18 protein-coding genes and 1 tRNA gene are annotated in these 20,047 nt (G+C 52.5%); 5 read left to right on the top strand and 14 right to left on the bottom strand.

The features are described from left to right. Positions 1–29: 29 nt before the first annotated feature. A complete protein-coding gene (gene yhbQ / locus EAS44_RS03670; protein WP_000189322.1) occupies positions 30–332 on the top strand; it encodes a DNA damage response exodeoxyribonuclease YhbQ in 303 nt (100 codons plus the stop codon). Here the strand turns inward: yhbQ and yhbS are convergent. Continuing rightward, entirely contained in the window at positions 319–822 is a 504-nt protein-coding gene (yhbS, locus tag EAS44_RS03665; RefSeq protein WP_000908554.1) for a GNAT family N-acetyltransferase, read from the bottom strand. The genes yhbQ and yhbS overlap by 14 nt on opposite strands. Next, positions 816–1,340, bottom strand: a complete 525-nt coding sequence (gene ubiT / locus EAS44_RS03660; RefSeq protein WP_001295552.1) for a ubiquinone anaerobic biosynthesis accessory factor UbiT — start codon at positions 1,338–1,340, stop codon at positions 816–818. Before ubiT ends, yhbS begins: the two co-directional genes overlap by 7 nt. Positions 1,341–1,548: 208 nt before the next feature. Between ubiT and ubiU the strand changes: the two genes are divergently transcribed. From ubiU to yhbW, 3 genes are all read left to right on the top strand, one after another. After that, the gene (gene ubiU / locus EAS44_RS03655; RefSeq protein ID WP_001331668.1) at positions 1,549–2,544 is read left to right on the top strand and encodes a ubiquinone anaerobic biosynthesis protein UbiU; all 996 of its coding nucleotides are present in this window, start codon (positions 1,549–1,551) and stop codon (positions 2,542–2,544) included. Positions 2,545–2,552: 8 nt separating this feature from the next. Then, positions 2,553–3,431, top strand: coding sequence for a U32 family peptidase (gene ubiV, locus EAS44_RS03650; protein ID WP_001298329.1), 879 nt, complete (start codon positions 2,553–2,555; stop codon positions 3,429–3,431). Positions 3,432–3,511: 80 nt separating this feature from the next. Then, positions 3,512–4,519, top strand: a complete 1,008-nt coding sequence (gene yhbW / locus EAS44_RS03645) for a luciferase-like monooxygenase (protein WP_000130360.1) — start codon at positions 3,512–3,514, stop codon at positions 4,517–4,519. Between the two features lie 117 nt (positions 4,520–4,636). Here the strand turns inward: yhbW and mtr are convergent, their stop codons facing one another. From mtr to EAS44_RS03585, 12 genes are all read right to left on the bottom strand, one after another. Further along, on the bottom strand, positions 4,637–5,881 hold the full coding sequence (mtr, locus tag EAS44_RS03640) for a tryptophan permease (RefSeq protein ID WP_000224347.1): 1,245 nt from the start codon (positions 5,879–5,881) through the stop codon (positions 4,637–4,639). Between the two features lie 153 nt (positions 5,882–6,034). After that, positions 6,035–7,924, bottom strand: a complete 1,890-nt coding sequence (gene deaD / locus EAS44_RS03635) for an ATP-dependent RNA helicase DeaD (RefSeq protein WP_001295553.1) — start codon at positions 7,922–7,924, stop codon at positions 6,035–6,037. Continuing rightward, positions 7,917–7,997 (bottom strand): protein YrbN, encoded by an 81-nt coding sequence (gene yrbN, locus EAS44_RS03630; RefSeq protein WP_010723222.1) that lies wholly within the window; start codon positions 7,995–7,997, stop codon positions 7,917–7,919. Before yrbN ends, deaD begins: the two co-directional genes overlap by 8 nt. A gap of 106 nt (positions 7,998–8,103) precedes the next feature. Further along, positions 8,104–8,988 (bottom strand): lipoprotein NlpI, encoded by an 885-nt coding sequence (gene nlpI, locus EAS44_RS03625; RefSeq protein ID WP_000802080.1) that lies wholly within the window; start codon positions 8,986–8,988, stop codon positions 8,104–8,106. A 108-nt stretch (positions 8,989–9,096) separates the two neighbouring features. Continuing rightward, the gene (gene pnp / locus EAS44_RS03620; RefSeq protein WP_001298330.1) at positions 9,097–11,232 is read right to left on the bottom strand and encodes a polyribonucleotide nucleotidyltransferase; all 2,136 of its coding nucleotides are present in this window, start codon (positions 11,230–11,232) and stop codon (positions 9,097–9,099) included. A gap of 246 nt (positions 11,233–11,478) precedes the next feature. Continuing rightward, positions 11,479–11,748: a 30S ribosomal protein S15 gene (gene rpsO, locus EAS44_RS03615; RefSeq protein WP_000059466.1), complete on the bottom strand. Its 270-nt coding sequence runs from the start codon at positions 11,746–11,748 to the stop codon at positions 11,479–11,481. A gap of 148 nt (positions 11,749–11,896) precedes the next feature. Further along, a complete protein-coding gene (gene truB, locus EAS44_RS03610) occupies positions 11,897–12,841 on the bottom strand; it encodes a tRNA pseudouridine(55) synthase TruB (RefSeq protein ID WP_000089698.1) in 945 nt (314 codons plus the stop codon). Then, positions 12,841–13,242, bottom strand: a complete 402-nt coding sequence (gene rbfA, locus EAS44_RS03605) for a 30S ribosome-binding factor RbfA (RefSeq protein WP_001040205.1) — start codon at positions 13,240–13,242, stop codon at positions 12,841–12,843. The genes truB and rbfA overlap by 1 nt, the downstream gene beginning before the upstream one ends. A gap of 163 nt (positions 13,243–13,405) precedes the next feature. Then, complete coding sequence (gene infB, locus EAS44_RS03600) at positions 13,406–16,078, bottom strand: translation initiation factor IF-2 (RefSeq protein ID WP_000133040.1); 2,673 nt, start codon at positions 16,076–16,078, stop codon at positions 13,406–13,408. A gap of 24 nt (positions 16,079–16,102) precedes the next feature. Continuing rightward, positions 16,103–17,590: a transcription termination factor NusA gene (gene nusA, locus EAS44_RS03595; protein WP_001031057.1), complete on the bottom strand. Its 1,488-nt coding sequence runs from the start codon at positions 17,588–17,590 to the stop codon at positions 16,103–16,105. A 27-nt stretch (positions 17,591–17,617) separates the two neighbouring features. Then, a complete protein-coding gene (rimP, locus tag EAS44_RS03590) occupies positions 17,618–18,070 on the bottom strand; it encodes a ribosome maturation factor RimP (protein WP_001300397.1) in 453 nt (150 codons plus the stop codon). A gap of 206 nt (positions 18,071–18,276) precedes the next feature. Further along, positions 18,277–18,353, bottom strand: a tRNA-Met gene (locus EAS44_RS03585). A gap of 347 nt (positions 18,354–18,700) precedes the next feature. On the opposite strand from EAS44_RS03585, the gene argG reads away from it, so the two are divergent. Further along, complete coding sequence (gene argG / locus EAS44_RS03580) at positions 18,701–20,044, top strand: argininosuccinate synthase (protein ID WP_000207671.1); 1,344 nt, start codon at positions 18,701–18,703, stop codon at positions 20,042–20,044. Positions 20,045–20,047 lie beyond the last annotated feature (3 nt).

The following is a 20,047-nucleotide window of genomic DNA, read 5'->3' as shown; positions in this document are numbered from 1 at the left end:
GGGCCTGACCTTAACATGCGACGCAGACGATGACACCCTGGTTTCTTTACTTGATCCGTACCGCCGACAATAAGCTTTATACCGGGATCACCACGGATGTCGAACGCCGCTATCAGCAGCACCAAAGCGGCAAAGGGGCGAAAGCACTGCGCGGGAAGGGAGAACTAACGCTGGCGTTTTCCGCACCAGTGGGCGATCGTTCGCTGGCGTTACGGGCAGAATATCGCGTTAAGCAACTGACCAAACGGCAAAAAGAGCGTCTGGTAGCGGAAGGTGCAGTGTTTGCAGAACTGTTGAGCAGCCTGCAAACCCCGGAGATTAAAAGCGATTGAAGTGCTCGTGATACTCAACCAGACCAGTTACACCGTTCAGCGCGTCATCCGCTAAACGATGTACCTGGAAGGCACTTTCAGTGCCCGGCCAGCGGCAACGCAGATCGTGATGTGCCGCCAGTTCAAAGCCGAAACGGCTGTACAGCGCCGGATCGCCCAGCGTCACCACTGCGGCATAGCCGAACTCATTAAGCGAATCGAGTCCTTCATAGACCAGTTGGCGTGCCAGCCCCTGTCCACGGTATTTTTCATCTACCGCCAGCGGTGCCATGCCGACCCATTGCAGGTCTTCGCCCTGCACATCAACCGGACTAAATGCCACATAGCCAATGACCTGACCTTCGTCATCTGTCGCCACCAGCCCCAGCGTCAGAAAGCCATCTTCACGCAGATCGTGAACCAGCTTCGCTTCCGCATCACTTTCGAATGAACGACGCAGCAGGGCATCAATACCCGGCGCATCAATGGGAATTTCTACTCGAATTAGCATGGTTCACCTACCGATGTCTGTTTGGTTTCAGGCGCGGTTTTCATTCCCGCCTCAACAAAATCCGCCAGTTGCAGCAGCATCATGCGTAAGGCTTTCGGCATTTGCTCCAGTTCAATGGCGTCCATCAGGTTTTTCACATACAGCCCCAGCTCCGTATCGCCTTCAATCACCAGCCGACGCTGGAAGAAGAGCGTATCCGGATCTTGTTTACGCGCCGCAATCATCAGCAGATCGCTGGCGTCGGCACTAAAACTCACATCAGCTTGCGCGTTCTGGCTAACGACCAGTTTGCCATTCACCACCGAGGTAAACCATTGCAGGTCAATATCACGCACATGAATACTTAACCAGCGACCTTCAAGAAACTCCAGCTCGCCATCATCCAGCGCCTGACGGAATTGCCAGCTTAAGACCTGCTCAAGAACCTGGCGTTTTAGCGCAAATGGCGTCAGTTTTACCGGTACACTCAACAGAGATGGCCCCAAATGCACAATACGGGAACGCAGTTTATCCAACACGAGTTTTACTCCCTGTTTCAACAATCATCCTATTTTGCCATATCAGAAAAATAACATAGCGGTATAAATCAACAATTCCATATGAAATTGCTGCTACCACCAATACAACTTTAACTGCCTTAAATCAAAAATTGTCGCAGCAAGGTTAACTAAAATCCCAGTTCGTTAACATTTTTGCGTTTTGATAGCGCAACCTTCAGGAAAAATTATGGAGCTGCTCTGCCCTGCCGGAAATCTCCCGGCGCTTAAGGCGGCCATCGAAAACGGCGCAGATGCTGTTTATATCGGGCTAAAAGATGATACCAATGCCCGTCACTTCGCCGGCCTTAACTTTACCGAGAAAAAATTGCAGGAAGCGGTGAGTTTTGTCCATCAACATCGCCGCAAACTTCACATCGCGATTAACACTTTTGCGCATCCGGACGGTTACGCCCGTTGGCAGCGCGCCGTGGATATGGCGGCGCAACTGGGTGCCGACGCGCTGATACTCGCCGACCTCGCCATGCTGGAGTACGCCGCCGAGCGTTATCCGCATATTGAGCGCCACGTATCGGTGCAGGCTTCGGCGACCAATGAAGAGGCGATTAACTTTTATCATCGCCATTTTGACGTTGCCCGCGTGGTGCTGCCGCGCGTGTTGTCGATTCATCAGGTGAAACAACTGGCACGGGTCACACCTGTACCACTGGAAGTCTTTGCTTTCGGCAGCCTGTGCATTATGTCGGAAGGTCGTTGCTATCTGTCGTCGTATTTGACGGGTGAGTCGCCCAACACCGTGGGCGCGTGTTCTCCGGCCCGTTTCGTGCGCTGGCAACAAACGCCGCAGGGGCTGGAATCCCGCCTGAACGAAGTGCTGATCGACCGTTATCAGGACGGCGAAAACGCAGGTTATCCGACGCTATGTAAAGGGCGTTATCTGGTGAACGGCGAGCGCTATCATGCGCTGGAAGAACCAACCAGTCTCAATACCCTGGAACTGCTGCCGGAGTTAATGGCGGCGAATATCGCTTCGGTGAAAATTGAAGGCCGCCAGCGTAGCCCGGCGTATGTCAGCCAGGTGGCGAAAGTCTGGCGTCAGGCTATCGACCGTTGTAAGGCCGATCCGCAAAACTTCATACCGCAAAGCGCGTGGATGGAGACGCTCGGGTCGATGTCCGAAGGCACGCAGACCACCCTTGGCGCATATCACCGTAAATGGCAGTGAGAAAAGCAATGAAATATTCCTTAGGGCCAGTGCTGTGGTACTGGCCAAAAGAGACGCTGGAAGAATTTTATCAGCAGGCCGCCGCCAGCAGCGCCGACGTGATTTATCTTGGTGAAGCGGTATGCAGCAAGCGCCGGGCAACCAAAGTTGGCGACTGGCTGGAGATGGCAAAATCACTCGCCGGAAGTGGCAAGCAGATTGTGCTCTCCACGCTGGCGCTGGTGCAGGCATCCTCCGAACTGGGCGAACTGAAACGCTATGTTGAGAACGGTGAGTTTCTGATTGAAGCCAGCGATCTCGGCGTGGTGAATATGTGCGCTGAACGCAAACTGCCGTTCGTCGCCGGGCACGCGCTGAACTGCTACAACGCGGTGACGCTGAAAATATTGCTCAAACAGGGCATGATGCGCTGGTGTATGCCGGTGGAGCTTTCCCGCGACTGGCTGGTGAATCTGCTTAATCAGTGCGATGAGCTGGGCATTCGTAACCAGTTTGAAGTGGAAGTCTTGAGCTACGGTCATCTGCCGCTGGCCTACTCTGCTCGCTGCTTTACCGCGCGTTCGGAAGACCGCCCGAAAGATGAGTGCGAAACCTGCTGCATTAAGTATCCGAACGGGCGCAACGTGCTGTCGCAGGAAAACCAACAAGTGTTTGTACTCAACGGCATTCAGACCATGAGCGGCTACGTTTACAACCTCGGTAACGAGCTGGCATCCATGCAGGGGCTGGTCGATGTGGTCCGCCTGTCACCGCAGGGTACTGACACTTTCGCAATGCTCGACGCCTTCCGCGCCAATGAAAATGGCGCTGCACCACTGCCGTTGACGGCAAACAGCGATTGTAACGGCTACTGGCGGCGGCTGGCCGGGCTGGAGCTGCAAGCGTAAGTATATAGCTCACTTTGTTAACAACTTTAACTACTCTTTAATGCAGTATTAAAGATTAATCGGTAACAAAGTGAGCTGTTATGACTGATAAAACCATTGCGTTTTCGTTACTCGATCTGGCCCCCATTCCCGAAGGTTCTTCAGCGCGAGATGCGTTCTCCCACTCTCTCGATCTCGCCCGTCTGGCTGAAAAGCGCGGCTATCATCGCTACTGGCTGGCGGAACACCACAATATGACCGGCATTGCCAGTGCTGCAACGTCGGTGTTAATTGGCTATCTGGCGGCGAATACCACCACGCTGCATCTGGGGTCTGGCGGCGTGATGTTGCCTAACCACTCACCATTGGTGATCGCCGAACAGTTCGGCACGCTCAATACGCTCTATCCGGGGCGAATCGATTTGGGGCTGGGTCGTGCACCGGGTAGCGATCAGCGAACCATGATGGCGCTGCGTCGTCATATGAGCGGCGATATTGATAATTTCCCCCGCGATGTCGCGGAACTGGTGGACTGGTTTGACGCCCGCGATCCCAATCCGCATGTGCGCCCGGTACCAGGCTATGGCGAGAAAATCCCCGTGTGGTTGTTAGGCTCCAGCCTTTACAGCGCGCAACTGGCGGCGCAGCTTGGTCTGCCGTTTGCGTTTGCCTCACACTTCGCGCCGGATATGTTGTTCCAGGCGCTGCATCTTTATCGCAGCAACTTCAAACCGTCGGCACGGTTGGAGAAACCGTATGCGATGGTGTGCATCAATATTATCGCCGCCGACAGCAACCGCGATGCCGAATTCCTGTTTACCTCAATGCAGCAAGCCTTTGTGAAGCTGCGCCGCGGCGAAACCGGGCAACTGCCGCCACCGATTCAAAATATGGATCAGTTCTGGTCGCCGTCCGAACAGTATGGTGTGCAGCAGGCGCTGAGTATGTCGCTGGTGGGCGATAAAGCGAAAGTGCGTCATGGCTTGCAGTCGATCCTGCGCGAAACCGACGCCGATGAGATTATGGTTAACGGGCAGATTTTCGACCACCAGGCGCGCCTGCATTCGTTTGAACTGGCGATGGATGTTAAGGAAGAGTTGTTGGGATAGTATGTCTTAACGCGGGAAGCCTTATCCGAGCTGGCAACGCTGTCCTACGTAGGCCTGATAAGCGAAGCGCATCAGGCATTGTGTAGGCAGCAGAAATGTCGGATAAGGCACCGCTGATTACTGATACACCGGCAGCACATTAAAGCTCGATAAGATATGGACCAGTGCGTTGCCAACGCCAAATACCAGAATCAGCATAATCATCGGCTTGCCGCCCCATACACGGAATTTCGGGCTACCAAAGCGTTTACGCGATGCGCGGGCCAACAGCGCCGGAACAATTGCCGCCCAGATGGTAGCCGCTAAGCCAGCATAACCAATGGCGTACAGGAATCCGTTAGGAAACAGCAGACCACCCACAACAGGCGGGGCAAAGGTCAGCAACGCTGTTTTCAAACGGCCCATAGCCGAGTCGTCAAAACCAAACAGATCTGCCAGATAGTCAAACAAACCCAGCGTTACGCCAAGGAACGAACTCGCTACCGCAAAGTTTGAGAACACGACCAGTAGAAGATCCAGACTACGGCTGTTCAGTACGCCGCTTAACGCCTGTACCAGCACATCAATATTACCGCCCTTCTCGGCGATACCGATAAACTCCGGACGCGGGATGTTACCCATCGTCGCCAGCAACCAGATGGTATACAGCGCCAGCGCCATCAGCGTACCGTACACCAGGCATTTCACGATGGTTTTCGGATCTTTGCCGTAATACTTCATCAGGCTCGGTACGTTACCGTGATAACCAAACGATGCCAGACAGAATGGCAGTGTCATCAGCAGATACGGCGCATAAGACGCATTGCTTTCGGCGACGTTGAACAATGTCGCAGGCTGCACATGCCCCAGCAGGCTGCCGAAGGTGAGGAAGAAAGTAATGACTTTCGCCCCCAGCACAATTGCTGTCATCCGGCTGACAGCTTTCGTACTCAACCACACCACGAACGCTACCAGCAGTGCAAAACCAAATCCAGCTGCCCGTGCAGGGACGTTCAGCGACATCTCCGCGAAGGTGTGATGCAGAATCGAACCGCTGGCAGAAATATAGGCGTAAGTCAGGATATAGAGCACAAAGGCAATGGAAATGCCGTTGACTACGTTCCAGCCTTTGCCCAGCAAATCTTTGGTGATGGTGTCAAAGCTAGAACCGATTCGATAATTCAGGTTAGCTTCCAGAATCATCAAGCCGGAATGCAGCATACAGAACCAGGTAAAGATCAGCGCCGCCATTGACCAGAAGAACCACGCCCCGGACATGACCACAGGCAGAGAAAACATCCCTGCGCCAATAATGGTGCCGCCGATAATCACCACGCCGCCAAGCAGCGACGGTGACGTTTGGGTGGTGGTTAGTGTTGCCATGAGGGCTTCTCTCCAGTGAAAAATAGTGCGACTGTGTTGTTATGCATTGCACTGTACCAGTACATGAGTACAAAAAACAGAAAAAAAGCCCCGATGGTTAAAATCGGGGCTGTATATATTATTTTACAGATTGTGTTCGCTGTTCAGCGATGATTACGCATCACCACCGAAACGACGACGACCGGTAGAGTCATCACGACGCGGTGCGCGGCCTTCACGACGTTCGCCGCTAAAACGACGCCCATCACCACGACCCCCTTCACGGCGTTCACCGCTGAAGTTACGACCGCCTTCACGACGTTCGCCACCGAAACCACGACCACCGCCACGACGCTCACCACCAGTATGCGGCTGTGCATCGCCCAGCAACTGCATGTTCATCGGCTTGTTGAGAATGCGAGTACGCGTAAAGTGTTGCAGCACTTCACCCGGCATACCTTTCGGCAGTTCGATGGTGGAGTGAGAAGCAAACAGCTTGATGTTACCGATGTAACGGCTGCTGATGTCACCTTCGTTAGCAATCGCGCCAACGATATGACGAACTTCAACACCATCATCGCGGCCCACTTCAATACGGTACAGCTGCATATCGCCAACATCACGACGTTCACGACGCGGACGATCTTCACGGTCGCCACGCGGGCCACGGTCGTTACGATCGCGCGGACCACGGTCATCACGGTCACGGAATTCACGTTTCGGACGCATCGGCGCATCTGGCGGAACAATCAGAGTACGTTCACCCTGTGCCATTTTCAGTAGTGCGGCTGCCAGAGTTTCGAGATCCAGCTCTTCACCTTCGGCAGTCGGCTGAATTTTGCTCAGCAGTGCACGGTATTGATCCAGATCGCTGCTTTCCAGCTGCTGCTGTACTTTAGCGGCAAATTTTTCCAGACGACGTTTGCCCAGCAGTTCTGCGTTCGGCAGTTCTACTTCCGGAATGGTCAGCTTCATGGTGCGTTCGATGTTGCGCAGCAGACGACGCTCACGGTTCTCAACGAACAGCAGTGCACGACCAGCACGACCTGCACGACCGGTACGACCGATACGGTGAACGTAAGACTCAGAATCCATCGGGATATCGTAGTTAACCACCAGGCTGATACGCTCAACGTCCAGGCCACGGGCTGCAACGTCGGTCGCAATCAGGATGTCCAGACGACCATCTTTCAGGCGTTCCAGTGTCTGCTCACGCAGCGCCTGGTTCATGTCACCGTTCAGCGCGGCGCTGTTGTAGCCGTTACGCTCAAGAGCTTCTGCCACTTCCAGAGTCGCGTTTTTGGTACGAACGAAGATAATCGCCGCATCAAAATCTTCCGCTTCCAGGAAACGTACCAGTGCTTCGTTTTTACGCATACCCCAGACAGTCCAGTAGCTCTGGCTGATGTCAGGACGGGTAGTCACGCTGGACTGAATGCGCACTTCCTGCGGCTCTTTCATAAAGCGGCGGGTAATGCGACGAATCGCTTCCGGCATGGTTGCAGAGAACAGAGCGGTCTGATGACCTTCCGGGATCTGCGCCATAATGGTTTCAACGTCTTCGATGAAGCCCATGCGCAGCATTTCGTCAGCTTCATCCAGAACCAGACCGCTCAATTTAGAGAGGTCCAGAGTGCCACGTTTCAGGTGGTCCAGCAGACGGCCCGGAGTACCGACAACAATCTGCGGCCCCTGACGCAGGGCGCGTAATTGCACGTCATAACGCTGGCCGCCGTACAGGGCAACCACGTTTACGCCGCGCATGTGTTTAGAGAAATCCGTCATTGCCTCAGCAACCTGTACCGCCAGTTCGCGGGTCGGTGCCAACACCAGAATCTGTGGTGCTTTCAGCTCAGGATCAAGATTCTGCAGCAGAGGTAAAGAGAATGCTGCAGTTTTTCCGCTCCCCGTCTGGGCCATACCCAGAACGTCGCGGCCATTCAGCAGATGTGGAATACACTCTGCCTGAATTGGAGATGGTTTTTCGTAACCCAGATCGTTAAGGGCTTCAAGGATAGGAGCCTTCAGGCCCAGATCTGCAAAAGTGGTTTCGAATTCAGCCATGTAGTACGTGTGCCTCAAAATTAATGGCGGCCAGTCTACATAACTCATCATGAAATTGATCAGCAATTTTCATTGAAAAGTGTGAACCGGCTCAAAGTAGGTGTATTAACGAACAACAACGCCCTCACCCGTTAAGGTGATGGCAATCAAAAAAGATTACGGGCTGATGTGTACGTCAGCTATTGCTGGTCCGATTCTGCCAGGTCATCTTGGTCCTGGCCCAGGAGCGATAATTCCAACAATGCGTATCGGTGCTCAACAAAGTTATGAACGTTGTTGGCAACCGCCAGTTTGAACAGTGCCGTGGCGCTGTCCAAATCCCCCAGACTTAGGTAGTACTTACCTAAATAGAAGTTGGTTTCACTGAGATGCTCAGCGAGCGAGGTGTTATCCGTTGCGTCCGCCTTGAGCCTTTCCATTAACGTTTGTTCGCTAATGTTGCCCAGGTAGAACTCGACAATGTTCCATCCCCACTGTTCCTTATCCGATTTTTCGAAGTGCTGTTTCAACACTTCTTTAGCCTGCTTCTCATCGAGCTTCTGCTCGGCGAGATAAAGCCACAGACTACGGAAAGGATCATTGGGATCGTCTTGATAAAACGCCAGCAGATCATCTTGCGCTAACTTGTCACGACCGCCGTAATATAATGCGATCCCGCGATTCAAGTGCGCGTAGTTGTAAGTTGGATCAAGCTCAAGTACAGAATCAAACGCTTCATAGGCAGCATCAAAATTGCCTGCCTGCGTTAAATATATGCCTAAGTAATTGAATACTTCAGGCATATCCGGTCGGATTGCCAGCGCTTGCGAAAAATCGTTACGCGCTAATGCCCTCAGACCGAGACTATCATACAACACTCCGCGCTCATATAAAAGCTGTGCGCGTTCGTCATCGGTTAAAGCCCGACTGGCAAGGATCTGTTCCATACGTGCCAGAATCACTTCCTGCTGTAAAGTCGGTTGCAATGGTACCGCGAGAACTTCACTTTTACGCCAGGAAGTATTACTGCATCCTGCAAGCGTAAGTGCTGTCGCAACGAAACACCAGCGCAAAAAAGGCTTCATTTCCCACTCCCGAAGACCACGGTTGAATGAACGTCCTGTTCCCGGTTGCTAACAAGGCGTCCTGCCCGGTTAAAAGCCCCCCGCCGCAGCGGAGGGCAAATGGCAACCTTACTCGCCCTGTTCAGCAGCCGGAGCTTCCGGTGCTGCAGCAGGTTGAGACTGCTCAGTCGCTTCTTTAATGCTCAGACGGATACGGCCCTGGCGATCAACTTCCAGCACTTTCACCGGTACTTCCTGACCCATCTGCAGGTAATCGGTCACTTTCTCAACGCGTTTATCAGCGATTTGAGAGATGTGGACCAGACCTTCTTTACCGCCACCAATGGCAACAAATGCGCCAAAGTCAACGATACGGGTCACTTTACCATTGTAGACGCGGCCCACTTCGATTTCTGCAGTGATCTCTTCGATACGACGAATCGCGTGTTTCGCTTTCTCGCCGTCGGTCGCTGCAATCTTCACAGTACCGTCATCTTCAATTTCGATGGTGGTGCCGGTTTCTTCGGTCAGAGCACGGATTACAGAACCGCCTTTACCGATAACATCTTTGATCTTGTCCGGGTTGATCTTGATGGTATGGATACGCGGTGCGAACTCAGAGATATCGCCACGCGGCGCGTTGATCGCCTGTTCCATTACCCCCAGGATATGCAGACGCGCACCTTTAGCCTGGTTCAGTGCAACCTGCATGATCTCTTTGGTGATACCTTCAATTTTGATATCCATCTGCAATGCAGAGATACCGTCACGGGAACCCGCAACTTTGAAGTCCATATCGCCCAGGTGATCTTCGTCGCCCAAAATGTCAGACAGTACAACGTAGTTGTCGCCTTCTTTCACCAGACCCATTGCGATACCCGCAACGGCAGCTTTGATTGGCACACCTGCGTCCATCAGCGCCAGAGACGCGCCGCACACGGAAGCCATAGAAGAGGAACCGTTGGATTCGGTAATTTCAGACACAACACGTACGGTGTACGGGAATTTGTCCATATCCGGCATTACTGCCAGCACGCCGCGCTTCGCCAGACGACCGTGACCAATTTCACGACGCTTCGGAGAACCGACCATGCCGGTTTCGCCTACGGAGTACGGAGGGAAGTTGTAGTGGAACAGGAAGGTATCGGTACGTTCGCCCATCAGTTCATCAAGAACCTGCGCGTCACGAGCAGTACCCAGCGTTGCGGTAACCAGCGCCTGCGTTTCACCACGGGTGAACAGCGCAGAACCGTGAGTACGCGGCAGCACACCAGTACGCACATCCAGACCACGGATCATATCTTTTTCACGACCGTCGATACGCGGTTCGCCTGCCAGTACGCGGCTACGAACAACATTTTTCTCGATAGCGTGCAGAATTTCACCCAGTTCGTTTTCGTCCAGGGTTTCGTCTTCAGCAAGCAGTGTCGCGATGGTTTCAGATTTGATGACATCAACCTGCGCATAACGCTCTTGTTTGTCGGTGATGCGGTAAGCATCGCTCAGACGAGCTTCAGCCAGCGCAGCAACGCGCGCGTTCAGCGCTTCGTTTACCGGCTCCGGCTGCCAATCCCAACGCGGTTTACCGGCTTCTTTCACCAGTTCATTGATGTTCTGAATAACAACCTGCTGTTGTTCATGACCGAAGACTACTGCGCCCAGCATCTGGTCTTCGCTCAGCAGTTCAGCTTCAGATTCAACCATCAGTACAGCGGCTTCAGTACCCGCAACAACCAGATCCAGTTTGCTCTCTTTCAACTCGTCCTGAGTCGGGTTCAGTACGTACTGGTCATTGATGTAACCTACGCGGGCAGCACCAATCGGACCATTGAACGGAATACCAGACAGAGACAGTGCTGCGGAAGCACCAATCATCGCGACGATATCCGGGTTAACTTGCGGGTTAACAGAAACCACGGTGGCGATAACCTGAACTTCGTTGACGAAGCCTTCCGGGAACAGCGGGCGAATCGGGCGGTCAATCAGACGCGCGATCAGGGTTTCGCCTTCGCTTGGGCGGCCTTCACGACGGAAGAAGCTACCCGGGATACGACCAGCAGCGTAGGTACGCTCCTGATAGTTAACGGTCAGCGGGAAGAAGTCCTGACCTGGTTTGGCTTTTTTCTGACCAACAACGGTAACAAATACCGCGGTGTCATCCATGCTAACCATAACAGCGGCAGTAGCCTGACGAGCCATCATGCCGGTTTCCAGAGTCACGGTGTGTTGGCCGTACTGGAATTTACGAACGATCGGATTAAGCAATGTAATATCCTTTCTCTTTCTTAGACAGTACCTTACGGTACTGGTGTTAATACCCGATCTTCTGCGCATCCTCGCGACTAATGACAACCCTAACCCAGCTCTATGTGGGTAAAGCCTCTCATTAGCCGCGCGAACCTCTGCAACGGAAGATCATTCATAGCAACAATACATTAGTTTCCAGTGAATTGCTGCCGTCAGCTTGAAAAAAGGGGCCACTCAGGCCCCCTTTTCTGAAACTCGCAAGAATTAGCGACGCAGACCCAGGCGCTCGATGAGCTGGGTGTAACGTGCTACGTCTTTACGTTTCAGGTAGTCGAGCAGTTTACGACGCTGAGAAACCATGCGCAGCAGACCACGACGGCTGTGGTGATCTTTTTTGTGCTCTGCAAAGTGGCCCTGCAGGTGGTTGATCTGTGCAGTCAGCAGTGCTACCTGAACTTCGGTAGAACCGGTGTCGTTTGCGTCACGACCAAACTCAGAAACGATTTTAGCTGTTGCTTCAGTACTTAGAGACATTTTAAAACTCCAAAGTATATAGAATGAAAGGACGCCGATCTCTAATTCAGCGATCCCAGTGTACGTTACGCAAAGTGTTAAACAATTTACGCGACGTTAAGCGGCAGTATTCTACTCGTAGCGACCTGTTATCGCAAGACGGTTAACATTACGCCGGGTATTCAACCACCAGGCGACGAGGCGCAACGCGGCCTTCATCGTCAATTTCGCCCATACCGATAAACTTGCCGTTCTCACCCTCTGTAACGCGAACCAGTCCTTCCAGCGGCGCACCGGATGTACGAACTGGGTTACCATTTTTGAAGTAAACAGAAGACGTTAACGGAAGATTCACCACTGGGTAGTCCGAAGCTGGACTGTCCATTGGCATCAGTAATGGATCAAGTAACTCCGCAGCCGGAATATCCTGCTGTTCGGCTTGCTCAACCAGTTCACGCAGATGTTCCAGGGTCACCATCCGTTCAACCGGATATTTACTTACCGCCAGACGACGCAAGTAAATAACATGCGCGCCACAACCGAGTTTTTCGCCGAGATCGTCAATGATAGTGCGGATATAAGTGCCTTTTGAGCAGTGAATTTCCAGCTCCAGCTCATTGCCTTCATGGCGAATAAACAGCAATTCATAAACGGTAATCGGGCGCGCTTCACGCGGAACTTCAATGCCCTGACGCGCGTATTCGTACAGTTTTTTGCCCTGATATTTCAGTGCTGAATACATCGAAGGGATCTGTTCGATATCGCCACGGAAGGTATCCAGCGCCGCCGCCAGTTGCTCTGCACTAAAGGTTACCGGACGTTCTTCAACGATTTGTCCGTCGGCATCAGAAGTATCGGTACGCTGTCCAAGACGCGCAATGACCCGATAGCGTTTGTCGGAGTCCAGCAGATACTGGGAAAACTTCGTCGCTTCCCCGAGGCAAATTGGCAACATGCCGGTCGCCAGCGGGTCCAGCGCACCGGTATGCCCGGCACGGTTGGCGTTATAAATCCGTTTCACTTTTTGCAGCGCATCGTTGCTGGACATCCCCTGCGGTTTATCCAGCAACAAAACGCCGTTAATGTCGCGACCGCGACGACGAGGACGACTCATTAGTCCTCCTTGCTGTCGTCCGGGTTAACACGACGTTCTTCGTCATGTTTGACCACGCTGGTCACCAGGTTTGACATGCGCATCCCTTCAACCAGAGAGTTGTCGTAGAAGAAGGTCAGTTCCGGCACGATACGCAGGCGCATCGCTTTCCCCAGCAGGCTGCGGATGAAACCAGAAGCTTCCTGCAACGCTTTGATGCCCGCTTTAACCGCGTCTTCATCTTTGTCGTTGAGGAACGTCACATATACTTTGGCATACGCCAGGTCGCGAGACATTTCGACACCGGAAACGGTGGTCATCATGCCCAGACGAGGATCTTTAATTTCACGCTGCAGGATGAGAGCGATCTCTTTTTGCATTTCCTGCGCTACGCGCTGCGGGCGACCAAATTCTTTCGCCATAATAAATTCTCCTGACAAAAAAGGGGCTGTTAGCCCCTTTTTAAAATTAATTTCAGGTGGAAGGGCTGTTCACGTTGGCCTGATAAGACGCGCCAGCGTCGCATCAGGCAATCCATGCAGGATGCGACATAAACGCCTTATCCCGCATGGAACCCTAAAAACCTTAAGCGATAGTACGTTGGATCTCGATGATTTCGAATACTTCGATCACATCGCCAGTGCGGACATCGTTGTAGTTCTTAACGCCGATACCACATTCCATACCGTTACGGACTTCGTTAACGTCATCTTTGAAGCGTCGCAGGGACTCCAGCTCGCCTTCGTAGATAACCACGTTGTCGCGCAGAACGCGGATCGGGTTGTGACGTTTAACCACACCTTCGGTAACCATACAACCTGCGATAGCACCAAATTTCGGTGATTTGAACACGTCACGAACTTCCGCCAGACCGATAATCTGCTGTTTCAGTTCCGGAGACAGCATACCGCTCATCGCCGCTTTCACTTCGTCGATCAGGTTATAGATGACGGAGTAGTAACGCAGATCCAGGCTTTCCGCTTCAATCACTTTACGTGCAGAGGCATCAGCACGTACGTTGAAGCCAACCAGGATGGCGTTGGACGCCGCAGCCAGGGTAGCGTCGGTTTCGGTGATACCACCTACGCCAGAACCGATGATCTTCACTTTAACTTCGTCAGTAGACAGTTTCAGCAAGGAGTCGGAAATTGCTTCCACAGAACCCTGTACGTCTGCCTTCAGGACAATATTCACTTCGTGAACTTCGCCTTCGGTCATGTTGGCGAACATGTTCTCGAGTTTAGATTTCTGCTGACGCGCCAGTTTAACTTCGCGGAATTTACCCTGACGATAGAGTGCAACTTCACGCGCTTTCTTCTCGTCACGTACAACGGTAACTTCATCACCCGCAGCCGGTACGCCGGACAGGCCAAGGATTTCCACCGGAATGGACGGACCCGCTTCCAGCACTTCCTGACCCAGTTCGTTACGCATTGCACGAACACGACCGTATTCGAAGCCACACAGAACGATATCGCCCTTGTGCAGAGTACCTTCACGTACCAGAACGGTAGCAACCGGACCACGACCTTTATCGAGGAAGGATTCGATAACCGCACCGCTCGCCATACCTTTACGTACCGCTTTCAGCTCCAGAACTTCCGCCTGCAGCAGGATAGCATCCAGCAGTTCATCAATACCGGTACCCGCTTTTGCAGATACGTGTACGAACTGGCTTTCGCCGCCCCACTCTTCTGGCAGGATGCCGTACTGGGAGAGTTCGTTCTTAACGCGATCCGGATCGGCTTCTGGTTTATCGATTTTGTTCACAGCAACCACCACCGGAACACCCGCCGCTTTCGCGTGCTGGATAGCTTCGATGGTCTGCGGCATTACACCGTCGTCTGCAGCAACAACCAGGACTACGATGTCCGTTGCCTGCGCACCACGTGCACGCATTGAAGTAAACGCGGCGTGCCCCGGGGTGTCCAGGAAGGTGATCATGCCGTTTTCAGTTTCAACGTGGTATGCACCAATGTGCTGGGTAATGCCGCCCGCTTCGCCAGAGGCCACTTTCGTTGAACGAATGTAGTCCAGCAGAGAGGTTTTACCGTGGTCAACGTGACCCATGATGGTCACAACCGGCGCGCGCGGTTCAGCCGCAGCACCCGTGTCACGGTCGCTCATTACCGCCTCTTCCAGCTCGTTTTCACGACGCAGGATAACTTTGTGGCCCATCTCTTCAGCAACCAGCTGTGCGGTTTCCTGATCGATAACCTGGTTGATGGTTGCCATTGCGCCCAGTTTCATCATCGCTTTGATGACCTGAGAGCCTTTAACCGCCATCTTGTTCGCCAGTTCGCCAACGGTGATGGTTTCGCCGATCACAACGTCACGGTTAACGGCCTGAGCTGGCTTCTGGAAGCCTTGCTGCAGCGAAGAACCTTTACGTTTTCCGCCCTTACCGCCACGTACTGCTGCGCGAGCTTCTTCACGATCAGCTTTTGATTCAGCGTGTTTGTTGCCTTTCTTCGGACGCGCTGCTTTCGCGTTACGACCACGGCCACGGCCGCCTTCGACTTCACGATCGCTTTCGTCTTCTGCCTGGCGAGCATGTTGAGAAGTAGTGACGTGATAATCGCTGGAATCTTCAGTCGGTTCCGCGTTATCAGTCCATTTGTTTTCTTCCGCCATACGACGTGCTTCTTCAGCAACGCGACGTGCTTCTTCTTCGAGTTTACGACGCGCTTCTTCTTCGGCTTTACGCTTGAGCTCTGCAGCTTCCTGCTCACGGCGGGCTTTTTCAGCCTGGGCGTTTTTAGTCATATCGTCTTGTTGATTGCTCACTTTGTCTTTTTCCGCAGCTTCACGTTTCGCTTGTTCAGCAGCTTCACGCTTAGCTTGTTCTGCGGCCTCACGTTCAGCTTTTTGTTGCGCCTCGCGTTTAGCCGATTCTTCTGCCTCACGACGGGCTTGCTCTTCCGCTTCACGCTGCGCTTGCTCTTCCGCTGCAAGGCGCTCAGCCTCTTGCGGATCGCGTTTCACAAAGGTGCGTTTCTTGCGGACTTCGATTTGTACCGATTTGCTTTTTCCACCGGTACCAGGAATGTTAAGGGTGCTGCGTGTTTTACGTTGCAGCGTCAATTTGTCCGGGCCTGAATTTTTCTGATTCAGGTGGTCAATCAAAGTCTGTTTCTCTTGTGCAGACACAGAGTCGTCAGCAGACTTCCGGATACCTGCATCAGCAAATTGCTGTACCAGGCGTTCCACGGAGGTCTGTCGCTCTGCAGCCAGCGTTTTAATCGTTACATCTGTCATGCTGTTCCTTCCTGCTACAGTTTATTACGCTTCGTCACCGAACCAGCAAATATTACGGGCAGCCATAATCAGTGCTCCGGCTTTTTCGTCGGTCAACCCTTCGATATCAGCCAGATCATCAATGCCCTGTTCGGCGAGATCTTCCAGCGTACAAACGCCACGGGCGGCCAGTTTGAATGCCAAATCACGATCTACCCCTTCAAGGTTCAGCAGATCGTCAGCCGGTTTGTTATCACCGAGGCTTTCTTCCTGGGCCTGTGCAATGGTGGCCAGTGCATTTTTAGCACGCTCGCGCAGTGCTTCAACGGTCGGCTCATCAAGGCCTTCGATTTCCAACAGCTCTTTCATCGGCACATAGGCCAGTTCTTCCAGCGTCGAGAAGCCTTCTTCTACCAGAACAGTCGCGAAGTCTTCATCGATATCGAGATATTTGGTGAAGGTGTCGATCGCTGCGTGCGCTTCCGCCTGATGCTTAGCCTGCAGGTCGTCAACGGTCATCACGTTGAGTTCCCAACCGCTCAGCTGCGAAGCCAGACGCACGTTCTGACCGTTACGGCCAATCGCCTGCGCCAGGTTACCGGCTTCAACGGCGATATCCATGGTGTGTTTATCTTCATCCACCACGATAGAAGCAACGTCTGCCGGTGCCATTGCGTTAATCACAAACTGCGCCGGGTTATCATCCCACAGGACAATATCGATACGCTCGCCGCCCAGTTCAGTAGAAACCGCCTGAACACGCGCGCCACGCATACCTACGCAAGCACCTACCGGATCGATACGTTTATCGTTGGTTTTCACCGCAATTTTCGCACGAGATCCCGGGTCGCGAGCCGCTGCTTTAATTTCAATCACTTCTTCGCCGATTTCCGGCACTTCAATACGGAACAGTTCGATCAGCATTTCCGGCTTGGAGCGGGTGACGAACAGCTGCGCGCCACGCGCTTCCGGGCGAACGGAATAGAGCACGCCACGAACGCGGTCGCCAGGGCGGAAGTTTTCACGCGGCAGCATATCTTCGCGCAGGATCACGGCTTCAGCGTTGTTGCCCAAATCCAGAGAGATGTTGTCGCGGTTTACTTTTTTCACCACGCCGGTGATGATTTCACCTTCGTGTTCACGGAACTGATCAACCACCATCGCACGTTCGGCTTCACGCACTTTCTGCACGATAACCTGTTTTGCCGTCTGGGTAGTGATACGGTCAAAGGTAACAGACTCAATCTGATCTTCAACGTAATCGCCCAGGTTCAGGCTTTCATCTTCATAACGTGCGGCTTCAAGGGTGATTTCCTTGGTCGGCTGGGTGACTTCATCAACAACTAACCAGCGACGGAAGGTGTCAAAATCACCGCTTTTGCGATCGATCTGTACGCGAACGTCGATTTCTTGTTCATATTTTTTCTTTGTTGCTGTCGCCAGCGCGCTTTCCAATGCTTCGAAAATCTTCTCGCGAGGTAGCGCCTTTTCATTGGATACGGCTTCAACTACAGCCAAAATTTCTTTGTTCATCGCGGGCTTTTCACCTCATCCAGACTATTAAAAGTGGGGAACCAGGTTCGCCTTCTGGATATTACTCAGCGCGAACACTTCATCTTTACCTTCGACGGTAACTGTGATCATTTCACCGTCTACCGCTTTGATAACGCCCTGCCATTTACGACGGTTTTGTACCGCCATACGGAGAACCAGAGTCACCTCTTCTCCGACAAAACGGGCGTAGTGTTCAGCCGTGAACAGTGGGCGATCGAGACCCGGTGAGGAGACTTCCAGGTTATAAGCAACGGTGATGGGGTCTTCAACATCCAGCACAGCACTTACCTGGTGGCTCACATCAGCACAATCATCAACATTGATGCCATCTTCACTATCAATATAGATGCGCAGTGTGGATGTGCGACCGCGAATAAATTCGATGCCAACCAGTTCAAAACCCAGGGCCTCAACTGGCGCAGTAATCATCTCTGTTAATTTTTGCTCTAATGTGGACAAGCCCACCCCCAAGACATAAAAAAAGGGCCTAAAGCCCAGTTATTCTGTAGTCAGATAACAAAAAACCCCGATAAATCGGGGCTTTATATAACTGAACCCTATAACCGCAACTGCGGTCTGGAGCACTTTCCAGAAGGATTTTTTCAAATCCCACTACGAAGGCCGAAGTCTTCACAGTATATTTGAAAAAGGACTCTAAGGGAAAGTGGTTGCGGGGGCCGGATTTGAACCGACGACCTTCGGGTTATGAGCCCGACGAGCTACCAGGCTGCTCCACCCCGCGCCTGAAACGTGGCAAATTCTACTCGTTTTGGGTAAAAAATGCAAATACTGCTGGGATTTGGTGTACCGAGACGGGACGTAAAATCTGCAGGCATTATAGTGATCCACGCCACATTTTGTCAACGTTTATTGCTAATCACGTGAATGAATATCCAGTTCACTTTCATTTGTTGAATACTTTTACCTTCTCCTGCTTTCCCTTAAGCGCATTATTTTACAAAAAACACACTAAACTCTTCCTGTCTCCGATAAAAGATGATTAAATGAAAACTCATTTATTTTGCATAAAAATTCAGTGAGAGCAGAAATCCAGGCTCATCATCAGTTAATTAAGCAGGGTGTTATTTTATGACGACGATTCTCAAGCATCTCCCGGTAGGTCAACGTATTGGTATCGCTTTTTCCGGCGGTCTGGACACCAGTGCCGCACTGCTGTGGATGCGACAAAAGGGAGCTGTTCCTTATGCATATACTGCAAACCTGGGCCAGCCAGACGAAGAGGATTATGATGCGATCCCTCGTCGTGCCATGGAATACGGCGCGGAGAACGCACGTCTGATCGACTGCCGCAAACAACTGGTGGCCGAAGGTATTGCCGCTATTCAGTGTGGCGCATTTCATAACACCACTGGTGGACTGACCTATTTCAACACGACGCCGCTGGGCCGCGCCGTGACCGGCACCATGCTGGTTGCTGCTATGAAAGAAGATGGCGTGAATATCTGGGGTGACGGCAGCACCTATAAAGGAAACGATATCGAACGTTTCTACCGTTACGGTCTGCTGACCAATGCTGAACTGCAGATTTACAAACCGTGGCTTGATACTGACTTTATTGATGAACTGGGCGGCCGTCATGAGATGTCTGAATTTATGATTGCCTGCGGTTTCGACTACAAAATGTCTGTCGAAAAAGCTTACTCCACGGACTCCAACATGCTTGGTGCAACGCATGAAGCGAAGGATCTGGAATACCTCAACTCCAGCGTCAAAATCGTCAACCCAATTATGGGCGTGAAGTTTTGGGATGAGAGCGTGAAAATCCCGGCAGAAGAAGTCACAGTACGCTTTGAGCAAGGTCATCCGGTGGCGCTGAACGGTAAAACCTTTAGCGACGACGTAGAAATGTTGCTGGAAGCTAACCGCATCGGCGGTCGTCACGGCCTGGGCATGAGCGACCAGATTGAAAACCGTATCATCGAAGCGAAAAGCCGTGGTATTTACGAGGCTCCGGGGATGGCGCTGCTGCATATCGCTTATGAACGTCTGCTGACCGGTATTCACAACGAAGACACCATCGAGCAGTATCATGCACATGGTCGTCAGTTGGGCCGTCTGCTGTACCAGGGGCGTTGGTTTGATTCCCAGGCGCTGATGCTGCGGGACTCTCTGCAACGCTGGGTTGCCAGCCAGATCACTGGTGAAGTTACTCTGGAGCTGCGCCGCGGGAACGATTATTCAATCCTGAATACCGTCTCAGAGAACCTGACCTACAAGCCAGAGCGTCTGACGATGGAAAAAGGCGACTCGGTGTTCTCGCCAGATGATCGTATTGGTCAATTGACCATGCGTAATCTGGATATCACTGATACCCGAGAGAAACTTTTTGGTTATGCCAAAACTGGCCTGCTCTCCTCCTCTGCCACTTCAGGCGTGCCGCAGGTGGAGAATCTGGAAAATAAAGGCCAGTAATTC

This window comes from Escherichia coli DSM 30083 = JCM 1649 = ATCC 11775 (assembly GCF_003697165.2).
Classification (GTDB): domain Bacteria; phylum Pseudomonadota; class Gammaproteobacteria; order Enterobacterales; family Enterobacteriaceae; genus Escherichia; species Escherichia coli.
The sequence above is the reverse complement of the archived record's forward strand: the minus strand, read 5'-3'. Positions and strand labels throughout refer to the sequence as shown.

Coding starts and splice junctions, on each gene's coding strand:
- rbfA (WP_001040205.1), bottom strand. CDS start 13,242: ATGGCGAAAGAATTTGGTCGCCCGCAGCGCGTAGCGCAGGAAATGCAA.
- yhbS (WP_000908554.1), bottom strand. CDS start 822: ATGCTAATTCGAGTAGAAATTCCCATTGATGCGCCGGGTATTGATGCC.
- ubiV (WP_001298329.1), top strand. CDS start 2,553: ATGAAATATTCCTTAGGGCCAGTGCTGTGGTACTGGCCAAAAGAGACG.
- ubiU (WP_001331668.1), top strand. CDS start 1,549: ATGGAGCTGCTCTGCCCTGCCGGAAATCTCCCGGCGCTTAAGGCGGCC.
- rpsO (WP_000059466.1), bottom strand. CDS start 11,748: ATGTCTCTAAGTACTGAAGCAACAGCTAAAATCGTTTCTGAGTTTGGT.
- nlpI (WP_000802080.1), bottom strand. CDS start 8,988: ATGAAGCCTTTTTTGCGCTGGTGTTTCGTTGCGACAGCACTTACGCTT.
- mtr (WP_000224347.1), bottom strand. CDS start 5,881: ATGGCAACACTAACCACCACCCAAACGTCACCGTCGCTGCTTGGCGGC.
- yrbN (WP_010723222.1), bottom strand. CDS start 7,997: ATGAAAATTGCTGATCAATTTCATGATGAGTTATGTAGACTGGCCGCC.
- yhbQ (WP_000189322.1), top strand. CDS start 30: ATGACACCCTGGTTTCTTTACTTGATCCGTACCGCCGACAATAAGCTT.
- nusA (WP_001031057.1), bottom strand. CDS start 17,590: ATGAACAAAGAAATTTTGGCTGTAGTTGAAGCCGTATCCAATGAAAAG.
- deaD (WP_001295553.1), bottom strand. CDS start 7,924: ATGGCTGAATTCGAAACCACTTTTGCAGATCTGGGCCTGAAGGCTCCT.
- yhbW (WP_000130360.1), top strand. CDS start 3,512: ATGACTGATAAAACCATTGCGTTTTCGTTACTCGATCTGGCCCCCATT.
- argG (WP_000207671.1), top strand. CDS start 18,701: ATGACGACGATTCTCAAGCATCTCCCGGTAGGTCAACGTATTGGTATC.
- infB (WP_000133040.1), bottom strand. CDS start 16,078: ATGACAGATGTAACGATTAAAACGCTGGCTGCAGAGCGACAGACCTCC.
- truB (WP_000089698.1), bottom strand. CDS start 12,841: ATGAGTCGTCCTCGTCGTCGCGGTCGCGACATTAACGGCGTTTTGTTG.